The sequence below is a fragment of the Chitinophaga cymbidii genome (genome assembly GCF_007992715.1).
In the GTDB taxonomy this organism is placed as follows: Bacteria; Bacteroidota; Bacteroidia; order Chitinophagales; family Chitinophagaceae; genus Chitinophaga; species Chitinophaga cymbidii.
In genome coordinates, this window is record NZ_BKAU01000006.1 from 289,039 (window position 1) to 302,724 (window position 13,686).

The window sequence follows — 13,686 nt, forward strand, 5'->3', positions numbered from 1 at the left end:
ATTTTATGGTTAGTATTCGAGGGGTATCCAGCCTTCATTCGGAACAATATCCGGGTTCTCTTCCATTTCCGTGAGCGGTATCGGCAGCGCATAGCGGTAGTCGTTCGGCGCTACGCTCAGGTTGTAGGTTTTCTGGAAGAAGGTGAGGCTGCGGGTGACGGTCTTTTTGCCGTAGCGTTTGAGATCGAGCCAGCGTTTGTCGGAGTCGCCGAAGAATTCTTTCCTGCGTTCGTTGATGATCTCCTGCAGCAGGGCTTCTCCGGAAAGGCCGTCGGCTGTTCCCGCGTTGCGCAGGGCTTTGAACCTGTTCAGCGTGATGATGGCGTCACCGGGGGCGTTGAGCCGGTACTGGGCTTCCGCCAGCATGAGGAAGGCATCTTCGGGTTTGAAGAGGCAGATGTTGCCGCGTTTGACGTTGCCGCTGGCAGTGCCGTCAGACGGCCAGGACCAGCTGAGGGTCCTGCCTTCCGTGCCTACTTTGCCGTCCGCGCGTCCGGGATCGCTGTTGAAGATCGCGGTAATGCGCGCGTCGCCGGGCGTGAAGAGGGAAGCAAACTCTTCGCTCAGCGGAATGTCTTCCGGTCCGTATGCACCGGGGGACAGGTACTGGTAGCAAGACCCGAATAGTGGGCTGAAAGCGCCCTGTACGTTGTTCTCCTGGCATAACGCCGGATAATTCGGATTTCTCCCGCCGTATGCGCTGATCATCTCTGAAGCGGTAGTAGGAATAGCTACTTCAGCCCCTTCGAGTGCGATCTCCGCATGTGTTTTTACATTTTCATAATCGGAGGTTTCCTTCGCGGGCGATTCCGCCTTGAACCAGTATACCTGCGCCATGAGGTGATGGATGTAACGGTTTGAATAAAGCACGTTGTACCCGGTCATGGGAGCGGTACGGCCCAGCATTTCCAGTGCGGCGTTGAGGTCTTCCAGGATGATCTGGTAAACTTCCGCGTGCGACTTCCGGGGCATTTTGATGCCGAGCACGCCGTCGCCGGTGTGCAGATAAACGGGAATGCCCATTTCCGCCTTGTTGTACGGCGCAAAGTACTGCAGCAGCTTGAACAGGTAATAGGCCCTGTTCACCCGCATTTCACCGATAAACTGGTCGCGCTGCTGCGGTGTGGCGTCTGTTATGTCATCCATTTGATCTATCAGGCTGTTCAGAAAGCCGATGATCTCATAGTGTTGCCTCCAGAGCAGGTCAGGCGCGCTGTAATCATTCCACAGCAGCAGATCGGCATAGCCCTGTTCCAGTTTGAGATGGTAGTTGTTAGGCTGAAGATAGGTCTGTGTAAGCGCCAGCTCAAAATCGATATTATCAGAATAGGCTTCAAACATCATGACGCTGGAGGCGGGTACCATGCACATGACGTTGCCGTACAGCGGTTTCATGCGCAGCTCGGCGATCCCTTTAAGATAGGAGCCCAGCAGTGTTTTGATATCCGAAGCTGTAGTAGCGGTACGCTCGTTCTTTGCCGGCAGGTCCAGGAAGTCCTTGCAGCCGGAGGAGAACGTCAGCGACGCTGTAAAAAGAAGTATGATGAAGTTACGTTTCATGACAGCAATTTTAGAATCCAACGGTTAGTGAAAAGGTGTACATCCGGGTATTCGGATAACCGAAAGCTGTTTGCGTTTCCGCATCTGTTCCGCTGTATGGGCTTAATACAAAAAGGTTGTTGGCTACAATGGTGGCTTTCAGCGTTTTCATGGCGGTGCGGGCAAACATTTGCCGCGGTGCGCGCCAGGAAAGCGCCAGCTCATTGCATTTCAGGTATGCGCCGCTTTCAATGTCTTTTGAAATGAGGTACTGTGCATAGCTGGAAAAGGATGTGCGGTAAAGCGGGATGTCTGTTACATCACCGGCCTGCCGCCAGCGGTAGAGGTTTTCTTTCAGCCTGTTGGTGCGGCTGGCGTTGATGTCCGTAGCAATGCCGCTGGGGCCTTCCCGCCGGTCTATGAAGCCCATGATCTGGTTGCCGTCCGCATACACGAAATTCGCTGTCATCTCAATGGTCTTGTATACCAGCCTGGTATTGAAACCGCCGTACAGTTTGGGATTCTTGTGGCCAAGATAATAGGGTCTGTAGAGGGTCTGCAGGTCCGCCGTGCTGATGGTGCTCAGATCGATCTGCGCATCGGCATAGGTCGTTTCTACTTTTCCGTTCACTACCTTGGAATCCCTGCGCTGCGCATATACGATCATGCTGCCGGTTTCCGGGTCTATATGCGAGAACTTGTAACCGAACCAGCTGCTTACAGGATATCCCTGGATGTTGCTGGTATTGTTCCCGCCCAGCGGCGGTACTTCCTTCTCAAATACGTCGGTAAGCTTGTTCTTCACCTGCGTAACGTTGCCGCTTACTTCCCACAGCCAGTCTTTCGTTTTAACGGCTTCCACGCGCACGCTGATCTCATATCCCTGGTTGGTAAGCCTGCCCACGTTCACGGTAGCGGAAGAACGGCCAACGGACGGAGGCGTCCTGGTATTGTCCAGCAGGTCCGTTACTTCTTCGTTAAAGTAGCGCAGTTCCGAATTGAACCGGCCGTTGAAGAAAGATATTTCGGCGCCGAGATTGGTTTCTTTTTTCTTTTCCCATTTGATGACGGGGTTGCCGTACTGGAACCCGGAGGCCACAGGCGTATTGGCATATACGGCGGTACCGAGGGTATAGGTATGGAATGGCAGCACGTTCCTGTTGATACTTCCGCGGTATCCGTAGCCGGCGGACAATACCAGGCGGCTGAGCACGGATTGATAATCCTTCAGGAACGCTTCGTTGTGGGCATTCCATCTCACGCCGGCGGACCACAAAGGCGCAAACTGGTTGTCTGAACCGATGATGTCCACACCATCATACCGGATGTTACCGTTGAACACATAGCGGTTGTCATACACATACGCGAGCGAACCGATGAAGGAAGCGCTTCTGTTCTCACCGGTAAAGGTGCCGCCCAGCGTGTTGAGGTCGAGGTTCAGGAAGCGATTGTCCGGCACCAGGTCCCAGCTCGGATAGCCGGCAATGGCATATTCCTGCAGGTAGATCGGGTTGAAGTTGGAAAAGCGGTCGTTCTTCACGGCGCCGAACTCGTTCGCAAAGAAAGCCTGCACAAAGTGTTTGCCGGCGATCGTGTTATTGTACTCGAAAGTATTACGGATGGTATAGTCCATTGTTCTGCCGGTGGCCTCTTCCAGGAAGCCCCTGTTATGTTCCGGCAGCACGCCGCCGCCGGTGGAGGAGCGGTTCAGCCAGTTATAATACCAGGAGCGGTAAGTACCGCCGAAGGATTCATCCTTGTCGTGCACGGAAGTGTACGATGCTACTACGTTGCCGGTGTATTTGAAATGACGAAGGAAATCATATTCCACGGAGAATTGCCCGCGGATGTTGCCGTAGGTATTGGTCAGGCGGTTTTCCCTCAGTTCACGGATCATGTTGAATTCGCTGTAATAAAGGGCGGAAGAAGAGCCGATGTTGTACGGGATCGCGCGGTAGCTCATGTCCGCGGCGTAGGAGCCGTCATCGTTGTAAGGCTTTTCATAAGGATTCGCGAACGCCGCGTAGCGGAACGGGTCCATATCAGCGCGGAAGGCAGCGCCGATGCGGTTGCCGGGATTGCCTTCCACGTTTTTCTTCAGCGTTGTGTACAGGTTCACCCTGAACAGCAGCTTGTCGGTCACGAAGCGGGACAATTTCATATTCAACCCGCCTGTCTGAAACCTGTTCTCTATCAGGCTTCCCTGCGAATCCTGGAAGTTGAAAGCGGCGAAGTAAGTGGTTTTGGTATTGCCGCCGCTGAAGCTGATGTTGTGCGACTGGCTTTTGCCGATGCGGTACAGTTCTTTCATCCAGTCGGTATTCGTCTGTTCCAGCATGGCGATCTGCCTTTCCGCTTCATCATAGGTGATGGCGCCCTTGTCGGCCAGGCTCAACAGCTGGATCACGCGGCCGCCGGCTTCATAAGGCGGATAAAAATCATCCCGCAATCCTCTTTCGAACTGCACTTTCTCAGCCGAGTTCATGAAGTTGAATTGGTTCACCGGACGCATGGTAACGCCGAATTTGCCGGAATAATTGATGTAATCATTCCCGGCCTTGCCGTTTTTGGTGGTGATCACAATTACGCCGTTCGCCGCCCGTGACCCGTAGATGGAGGCCGCGGTAGCGTCTTTCAGGATGGTGATGGTCTCAATATTTTCGGGAGGTATGTTGCCGATGCCGTTGGTGATGAGGCTGTTCATGCCGCCGGATACTTCTCCGGGCTGCAAGGGCATGCCGTCCAGCACGTACAACGGTTCCACGTTGCCGGTGAGCGTGTTCACCCCGCGGATGATGATCTGCCCCGTTTCACCCGGCCGTCCGGATACGCTGCGCACATATACGCCGGGCATTTTGCCGGCCAGCGCCTTGTCGAACGTAGTGATGCCGGAGTTTTCCAGGTCTTTTGCATGCACCTCGCTCACGGAGCCGACCATCGCCATCTTTTTCCTCGTTTGCAGGCCGGTGGTAACGATGGATACCGCTTCCAGGTTGTTGGTGGCGGGATCCAGGATGATCCTGGGAATGGCCCTCACGGCCTGCACCCTGAATTGCCTTGGCAGGTAGCCAATGCTGGAAAAGATCACCGTGGCGTTTTCGTCCGTTTTGATCCTGAACCGGCCTTGCTGGTCGGTGGAAGTGCCACCGGTTTTTCCCTGTATCCGGATGGTGACGCCGGGCAGCGGTTGCCCGAGGCTGTCCGTTACGGTACCGGTGATCTCCTTTTGCGGAATACGGCTGGTATCCGCAATGGGAAGAACGGTGCTGACCTTTTTTCGCCGGATGGTGATGGTCTTGTTCTCGATAGAATAGTCCAGGTGTGGACCTTCAAAAAGTTCGCGCAGGAATTGTTCCAGCGGCGCGTTGTCTGCCGTGATGGTCACCGGGCCGGCGTCCTTGATGAGCTGGCTGTTGCTCATGACAAGATAGCCGGTCTGTTTCTGTACTTCGGTCAGTACCTGCTGTAGCGGTACTCTTCTGCCGGTGTAGGTAATGGTTTGCCCAGCCACGTCTTTACAGAGCAATGCGCATGCTAATAGCATGATGAAAGATGATCGCATAGTACAAAAATTGATCTTGGTTGGTTGTTAATAAATAATGCGCAGCAGCACAATGCATGCGCTTGTAAAACTTTCTGTTCGGTTACGGCATTACGATCAGTTTCCTGTCTTCCAGCCTGGCCCTAACGTCCATGCCGTTGAGAATTCTGATCAGTTGCTGAAGATTCTGGTTACGTTTCATGCGGCCCCAAACCCTGATGTCGGGCACGCCCTGTTCATAAACAACCTGTATGTCATACCACCTTGACACCTGCCGCATGACCTCGGTGAGCTTCGCGTCGTTGAAGTCAAACACGCCGTTTTTCCAGGCGATGGCGCGCACGGTGTCCGCCGCGCCAACAATAATGGGATGGCCTGCGCCCGGTCTTACAACGGCTTGCTGGCCCGGCGCGATCCTTCGCCTGTCGCTGGCCGTGGCTACAGCCACAGCGCCTTCCAGCAGGGTAGTGTGTATGTTCTCTTCGTCTGTGTATGCATTGATATTGAAATGAGTGCCGAGTACTTCCACCGAAGCCCGCTCCTGCACATCTACAATGAAAGGATGTTTAGCGTCTTTTGCCACTTCAAAATAGGCTTCGCCCGTGAGCTGCACCCGGCGTTCGCTGCCGGCGAAGCGGGTAGGGAAGCGGAGGGAGGATGCGGCGTTCAGCCATACGTGCGTACCATCTTCCAGCTGAAGATGATATTCCCCGCCATTCGGCGTGATCAGCTGATGAAACTGTATATCGTCGGTACCTGCGTCAAAATCCTGGTAGGCGAGCAATCCCTGCTGCTGCTGTACTTTCACGGATGCGCCCTGCATGAAGGAAGTATCGGCATCCTGGTCGAGCGCGAGGCTTTCTCCGTTGGACAGCACCAGCTTTGCTTTCTGGCTTCCCGGCAGGATGTCCGCCACATGTATGGATTGCGCCGGCACTGCGGCCTTTTGTTCGCGCGAGAGCCATATAAAAGCTACCGCGCTGATCAGCAATGCCGCCACAGCAGCCGCTCTGTAGAGATGTATATGTCGGGAAGGCCGTTGCCCGATCTTTGCCAGCACCTTGCCGTTTGCCGCTTCCGTTCTTTGTTTGTAGTACGTGAGATCACGCCATTCCTTACCGGCTTTATCCGCGTTCAGCAGCTCTTCCATGGCGCGGCGGTTACTGTCACTGGCAGCGAGCCATTGTTCCAGCTCTTCCCGGTCAGTATCACTGATGGTATTGCGGAGGTAGGCAGGCATAAGGGCGGCCATCCTGAGAGAAGTTGCTAACTGCTGATCATTCATACGAATAACGGTATACAGAATAGAAACAGAACTCCGGGACGTTTTTGGACAACTTTCCTCAACTTTTTTTTAAATAACCTTTAAGGCGGTCAGCAGGAGCTGGAAAGATTTGGTGGAGAGGAGTTTTTTTAAGGACAACAGCGCTCTTGTTTTTTGTTTATGTACGGTATTAACGGGGATGGACAGCCGGTCGGCTATCTCGTTCACCTTCAGTTCGTCCCGGAAACTCATTTCCATGATCTTCCGGTATTTTTCGGGCAGCTGTTCAATGGCGTTGTAGATCTCGCGCATGGCTTCGGCCTTGAAAATGGAGGAGAGGATGATCTCTTCTGATGCGGGGCTGGCATCCTCCAATTCCGACTGGCGCCTGCGCTGGCGCTGAAGTTTGTCGAGGTAATTCAGGCTGGCATTGCGGGTGCTGATATATAAGAATGCCTTCAGGGAAGGGAAGGCTTCAAAATCGGCCTGCTTCTCCCATACCTTCAACATTACGCCCTGCACTACTTCTTCAGCGGCAAAGCGGTCTTTCAACATCTTCTCAGCGAAAAAGCAAAGGATGGGATAATATTCGGAAAACAGGAGGTTGAACGCAGCTTTGTTCCCACGTTGCAGTTCTTCAATAGGAAAAGAGTCCGAGAAAGCATCATTCTTGTACATACCGCAAACCTCCCCGTTAAGATAGATAAAATTCGATAAAAGAGGTAATGAGCCATGTGAGCCGGCCTTGCTTCTGATAGGATATTCGCAAAACCAACGGCGAATCAAGTCCACATCATGTCCACCTCACATCCACCTTGCCGGGTCTGTTCCTTCAGCGATCATGGCCGGTTCCCGGTCTTGATCCGGTATATTTTATGGCCGGAGATAAAATACTATCAATATGAATAAAAAAGCCCCCGGCGCAATACCGGGGGCTTTACTGTTATTTTATTGTTCATCCGGATCGGGGTCCGCATGCAGGATGTCCTGATGTTCCTCCGGCCGGTAGCTCGCCGCGAGGGCGGCCAGTTTCTTTTTACCATATGCCACTCTCGTGATCAGCACGAACAGCACCGGCACAATGAAGATGGCGAACAACGTGGCGATCAGCATCCCGCCGAATACCGTCCAGCCGATGGTCTGGCGCGAAATGGCGCCGGCGCCGCCGGAGAACATCAGCGGCACAATGCCGAGGATGAACGCGAGGGAGGTCATTACGATGGGCCTTAGCCTGAGCTTCACGGCCTCCATGGTAGCTTTCAGCAATTCCATCCCCATGTCCACCCGTTCTTTCGCAAATTCCACAATCAGGATGGCGTTCTTCGCGGCGAGACCGATGATGGTGATCAGGCCGATCTGCGCGTAGATGTTGTTATCCAGCCTTGGGATGAAGGTCAGCACGAGGATGGCGCCGAAAATACCCAGGGGCACGGACAGCAGGATGGAGAAGGGAACCGACCAGCTTTCGTACAATGCGGCCAGCAGCAGGAACACAAAGATGATACAGATCGCGAAGATCATCAGCGTGGCGTTGCCGGATTCTTTTTCCTGCAAGCTGAGGCCGGCGAATTCGTACGTGTAGCCGGCGCCGAGCGTTTGCGCGGCTGTTTCTTCCAGCGCCCTGAGCGCATCGCCGGAGCTGAATCCGGGCGCGGCGCTGCCGCCTACTTCAATGGAACGGAAGATGTTGAAGTGGTTCACGATGGAAGGGTTCTCTATCATGCGGTGCGTCACCAGCGCGCTCAGCGGCACGGGGTTGCCCTGCATGTTCTTCACATATAATTTGTTGATGTCGCTGATGTCCATACGGTAAGAGGTATCCGCCATGGTCACCACGCGGAAGCTGCGGCCATACTTGGTGAAATCGTTCACATAACTGTTACCGAGGTACGAAGAAATGGTGCTGTACACGCTTCCGATAGACACGCCCATGCGTTTGGCCTGGTCGCGGTTCACCTCCACGAGGTAGTTTGGTGTTTTGGAGTTGAAGAGCGTGTAGGCCATGCCGATCTCGGGGCGCTGGTTCGCTGCCATGAGGAACTTGCCTACAGCGGCTTCGAAGGTTTTGATATCACCGCCATGCTGGTCGAGGATCTGCATGGAGAAGCCGCCGCTTACGCCGAGGCCGGGGATGGCGGGCGGTGTTACGGCCAGTATGGACGCTTTCTGATAACCTCTGTATTTGCCCTGTATGCCGGCGAGTATTTCGCTGACGCTGCGGGTGCGTTCTTCCCAGGGTTTCAGCTGCACGAAGAACGTGCCTGCGTTGGGTTTGAACGAGCGGTTCAGCAGGTTGATGCCGGAGATGGAGGTGATGTTTTCCAGCTCGGGATAATCTTTCTGCAAGTCCGCCGTGATCTCGTCCATCACCTCGGTGGTACGGACGGAGGAAGCACCCTCCGGCAGGGTTACACCGGCAATGAAGATGCCCGCGTCTTCCGTGGGTATGAAGCCGGTGGACTTCGCGGAGAAGAGCCCGAACGTACCCACGTAAATGCAGATCAGCAGGATGATCAGCAGCGGCGCTCTGCGGATAGACCAGCGTACGCCTTTGGAATAGCGCCGCGTCACCCGGTCGAACCACACATTGAACTTATAGAAAAAGCGGTTGAAGCCTTTGGTGCCGGCACCCAGTTTGGACGGCCGCAGCAGGATGGAACATAGCGCGGGCGTGAGCGAAAGGGCGATGAACGCGGATAGCAATACCGACACCGCGATGGTGATCGCGAACTGCTGGTACAACTGCCCCACCATGCCGGGGATGAACCCTACCGGCACGAATACCGCGGCCAGGATCAGGGCGATCGCGATCACCGGGGCGGTGATCTCCTTCATCGCCCGCCGCGTGGCCTCCGGCGCGCTGAGCTTGTCGTGATCTATGTAGTGCTGGACGGCCTCCACCACCACGATCGCATCATCCACCACAATCCCGATCGCCAGTACAAAGGCCAGCATGGTCAGGTTGTTGATGGAGAAGCCAAAAAGATTGAAGAATATAAAAGTACCGATGATGGATACCGGGATAGCGAGGATGGGAATGAGGGTGGCCCTCCAGCTTTGCAGGAAGAGGAATACCACCACCGTTACCAGCACCAGTGCTTCCAGCAGGGTATGCAGTACGGCGTTGATGGATTCTTTTACAACGGATACGGTCTCGTATGCCACGATGTAGTCCACGTCGCTGGGGAACTGCGCTTTGAGCCTTTCCAGCGCGGCGTACAGCCCTTCGGCCGTTTCCACGGCGTTGCCGCCGGGCGTCTGGGCGATCATCATGGCGGAAGAGGTCTTGGCGTTCACCTTGCTCGTGATGTTGTAAGCGAACTCACCCAGTTCCACGCGCGCCACGTCTTTCAGGTACACGATGGAGCCGTCCGCATTCGTTTTCACCACAATTTCGTTGAACTGTTCTTCCGTATCCAGGTCGCCATCCAGGATCACGGGGAATTCGAATACCTGGGCGTTGGTTTGCGGCCTCGCGCCCACGCTGCCGCCGGGTATTCTCGTATTCTGTTCCTGTATGGCGGTATTCACGTCGGCGGGAGTGAGGCCGAGGGCGGAGAGCTTGTTGGCATCCAGCCACACGCGCATACTGAACGGCTGGCCGAATGCGGTCACGTCGCCCACGCCTTTTACGCGCATCAATGCGTCGCGCACATAGAGGTTGACGTAGTTGGCGAGGAATTTCTGGTCGCGGGTGCCGTTGGGCGACACGAGCGCCACCATCATCAATACGTCCGTGTTGGCTTTACGGGTGGTTACGCCCAGCCTTCTCACCGCTTCGGGCAGCGCCGGTTCGGCAATGCCCACGCGGTTCTGTACGTCCAGCGTGGCGATATCAATATCTGTTCCTACATCAAATGTAACGGTAATGGCTGAACGGCCGTCGGACGTACTGTTGGAGGACATGTACGTCATGCCCGGCGTACCGTTGATCTGGCTTTCGATGAGGGTGGTCACCGTCTGCTCCACGGTCTGCGCGTCCGCACCGGTGTACGTCGCGCTCACCGTTACGGTAGGCGGCGCAATATTGGGATACTGGCTGATCGGTAACGATGTAATGGTTATGGCACCCACCAGTACGATCAGTATGGATATAACGATGGATGTGACCGGCCTTCTTATAAATACTTCTGATATCATGTTTCGTGCAATCTAAAAGTTCCTGTTCGTATTTAAATGCTCAAGGCTTTGCAGGCTGTTGCGGCTGCGGTTGCTGCGTGGTGACCTTTGCGCCGTTGCGTATGTTGATAAGACCATCGGTGATGATGGTTTCACCACTTTTAAGCCCGCTGTTCACCACTACTTTGTCGCCCACCTTCTGGCCCAGCACTACGGTGCGCTGTTCCGCCGTGCTGCTGTCGGACACCACGAATACGGAGGACTGGCCCAGCTGTTCGGTCACGGCCTTGTAGGGGATCACCACCTGTTTCCCTTCGGGACGGTCCAGCACCAGCACCGTGGTGTTCATACCGGCCCGCAGCAAACCATCGGGATTCGCAAATGAAGCGCGAACAGTGATGGTGCCTGTACCTGGGTCTACCGCGCGGTCCAGCGCGGTGATCCTGCCGGGTTGGGGATAGGCTTTTCCGCCGGGCAGCTGCAGGGTGATCACGGAATCTTTTTCAGCACCGGCATTTTTTTGCAGGCTGGTGAAATGCTGGATCTCCTTTTCGTTGACCGGGAAATCCACTGCTATCGGGCTTGTGGTGGAAATCGTGTTGATGAGCGTATTGCCGGCGCTTACCAGTGCGCCCATGCGCACCTGTGAAATGCCGATCGTTCCGGAGAACGGCGCCACGATCACGGAGCGGTTCAGGTCGGTAGTAGCGGTGGTCAGCGCTGCTTTGGCGGACAGGGCCTGCGCTTCAGCGTTGCTGAGGTCGGTTTCCGCGTAGTCCAGCGTTTGTTTGGCGATCGCGTCCTGCTCCGCCAGCTTGCGGTAACGTTCCAGGTCGCGCTTCACCCTTGCCAGGTTGGATTCTGCAATGGCGAGGGCGGAACGTGCCTGCTCCTGCGCCGCAGCATACCTTGTACGGTCGATCTCATACAATTTCTGGCCTTTGGAAACGGTGGCGCCGTCTGCTACAAAAATGCCGGTGATGTAACCGCTCACTTCCGCGCGGAGGTCCGTCTGGTTCAACGGAACTACGCTGCCGGGGTAGCTTTTCCTGCCAGTCACGATCTCTTCGCTGACCTTGCCTGTGGATACGGGTACTGCCTGTGCGCCGGGGCGTTGCTGCTGCTTGTTGCCGCCACATGATACGGCCGCGCCTGCGCCCAAAACTATGAAAATTGCGATGCTGATTCTGTTCATGGTATTTATCTCAACGGGTTATTTGATTATTTAACAGGGATGGTGCCTAAAGCCCTTTGTACGTCCAGCTTGCCGGAAAGCACAGCGTAGAGCGCGTTCAGGTAATTGACCTGCGTAGTGCGGAGGTCTGTTTCCGCCGTCATCAGGTCCAGGTACGTTTTGATCCCTTCATCGTATTGCAGTTTGATGGTGTTGTACACTTCTTTTGAAAGCGCCACGTTCTCCCGGGCGGTGACCCAGTCGTTGAGGTTCGCTTTGTAAGTAGCCATGGCCATGGCATATTGTGAGTTCAGCTGGTTCCGGAGGTTCACCAGGTCCCAGTCGATGCGTTCTTCCATGAGCTGCGACTTCTTAATCTCCTGCACCCGCTTCATACCCTGGAAAATGGGAACGTTCAGCGTCAGCCCGAACACGGAGCGGGGATAGTCCACATCGAACATCTTCCCGAAACTGTTATTCCGGTAATCCCAGGCGTAATTATAAAAGGCGGAAAGAGAGGGGAGGTAAGTCCATTTATTATATTGTGTGTTGATGCCCTGCAGCTGGCGCTGGGTTTGCAGCTGCTGGTACTCGATACGTTGACGGTAGTCGAATGCCGCAGCGGTGTCCAGCACGATCTCGTTTTCCATGGAGGCGTTGTCGAACGTCAGTGTCAGCGGCTCTTCGGGGGCCAGGCCGATCACTTCCTTCATGTAGGCGTATTTGTATTTCAGCACTTCAGTGGTGCGTTTCAGGTCTGCCTGTGAATTGGCAAGGGTGATCTGCGCGCGTTTGTAATCGGTTTTGTCCACCAGACCGGTTTCGTACCGCGCTCTGGCATCGGAAAGCTGTTTGTTGATGCGGGCGATGTTTTCCTGGATGATGGTGAGCTGTTCTTCGCTGGTCAGGATGTCGTAATACGCCTTGCTGACCTCCACGATCGTATTGATCTTTACGTTCTCTGTATTCTGCGCATTCTGCTTCCTTACATATTTGGCGGCTTTGGATGCCTGCAGGAGCCCCGGGTTGAGGATTTGCTGATCGGCCTGCAATACGAGCGCGGACACGTTCTTTTGTCCCATCTGGATCACCTGGTCGCCGATCACCGCGGTAGGGATGATGATGTTGTTGTTATACGTGCCGGTGGCCCCGATCTGCGGGAACCAGCCGGATAATGCGGAGGCAATGTCCCGTTCGCCGATCGCTTCGTCGATCGTTGCCTGTTTTACGGCTGATTGGTTACTCAGGGCGAAATCGATGCACTGCTGCAGGCTTGCCTTTGGAGGCAGGCTTGTGGCGGCATGCAGTGAATCCTGTGCCCGTGAAGAAAACGAAACAGCTAAACATAAGGCAACGAAAAATAAATTCCTGATATTCATATAAATTATTCGTTTCTATTTTTTTATTCCATCCCAGATGATGCCGACCATGTTCTCCAGGTCCTCTTCACTAAACTTGAAATATTGGCTGGTGCCTCTTTTGGCGGTTGCGATAACAGTCCCCAGGAACGCCGCGCTGATGATATTGATATCCAGTTGTTTGATATATCCGTCGCGAATGCCTTCTTTGAGAAAAAGCGATATCTCGTCCTGGAAACAAACCGTTTCATCGGTAAAGATCTCCTTAACATAGGGGGAGGAGTAGAATTGTTCAAAGAAGCTCAACACCTGTGGGTATTGAACGTAATATTTCACCAGGTTGATCCAGGTGGTAACAAACCGGTTGTGATATTCGGCGCTTGCGTCATGGTCCCTGAATGTTGCATCCTGTATCTTTTGTTTACTATAACGAAAAAGTTCTACAATGAGTTCGTCTTTGGACGCAAAATAATGGTATATGGTACCGGTAGCAACGCCAGCATGCTGGGCGATCTGGCTGATGGGGGTGCCATGAAAACCATAATCGCTGATCAGGCGGAGGGTACTTTCAAAGATGGCCTGTTTCTTTTCGGCAGATGTTAATTGAACGTTCATTCGGCCGCAAAGAGAAGCATTATTTATATAAATTGTGCTGGTTTTCAGCAAATTTAACAAAATATTGACAATTAGG

The 13,686-nt window shown here is 54.2% G+C and carries 8 protein-coding genes; all 8 read right to left on the minus strand.

Annotated features, from left to right (window positions below):
* Nucleotides 1-9: 9 nt before the first annotated feature.
* Complete coding sequence (locus tag CCY01nite_RS23815) at nucleotides 10-1,560, minus strand: RagB/SusD family nutrient uptake outer membrane protein (protein ID WP_146867016.1); 1,551 nt, start codon at nucleotides 1,558-1,560, stop codon at nucleotides 10-12.
* Nucleotides 1,561-1,570: 10 nt separating this feature from the next.
* Nucleotides 1,571-5,083, minus strand: a complete 3,513-nt coding sequence (locus CCY01nite_RS23820; protein ID WP_186831229.1) for a SusC/RagA family TonB-linked outer membrane protein — start codon at nucleotides 5,081-5,083, stop codon at nucleotides 1,571-1,573.
* Nucleotides 5,084-5,183: 100 nt separating this feature from the next.
* Nucleotides 5,184-6,365, minus strand: a complete 1,182-nt coding sequence (locus CCY01nite_RS23825; RefSeq protein ID WP_146867020.1) for a FecR family protein — start codon at nucleotides 6,363-6,365, stop codon at nucleotides 5,184-5,186.
* A gap of 69 nt (nucleotides 6,366-6,434) precedes the next feature.
* Nucleotides 6,435-7,022, minus strand: coding sequence for an RNA polymerase sigma factor (locus CCY01nite_RS23830; protein ID WP_146867022.1), 588 nt, complete (start codon nucleotides 7,020-7,022; stop codon nucleotides 6,435-6,437).
* Nucleotides 7,023-7,292: 270 nt separating this feature from the next.
* A complete protein-coding gene (locus CCY01nite_RS23835; protein WP_146867024.1) occupies nucleotides 7,293-10,484 on the minus strand; it encodes an efflux RND transporter permease subunit in 3,192 nt (1,063 codons plus the stop codon).
* 40 nt (nucleotides 10,485-10,524) lie between these two features.
* Nucleotides 10,525-11,658, minus strand: coding sequence for an efflux RND transporter periplasmic adaptor subunit (locus CCY01nite_RS23840; protein WP_146867026.1), 1,134 nt, complete (start codon nucleotides 11,656-11,658; stop codon nucleotides 10,525-10,527).
* Between the two features lie 26 nt (nucleotides 11,659-11,684).
* Entirely contained in the window at nucleotides 11,685-13,016 is a 1,332-nt protein-coding gene (locus CCY01nite_RS23845; protein WP_146867028.1) for a TolC family protein, read from the minus strand.
* Between the two features lie 15 nt (nucleotides 13,017-13,031).
* A complete protein-coding gene (locus tag CCY01nite_RS23850; protein WP_146867030.1) occupies nucleotides 13,032-13,610 on the minus strand; it encodes a TetR/AcrR family transcriptional regulator in 579 nt (192 codons plus the stop codon).
* Nucleotides 13,611-13,686: the final 76 nt, after the last annotated feature.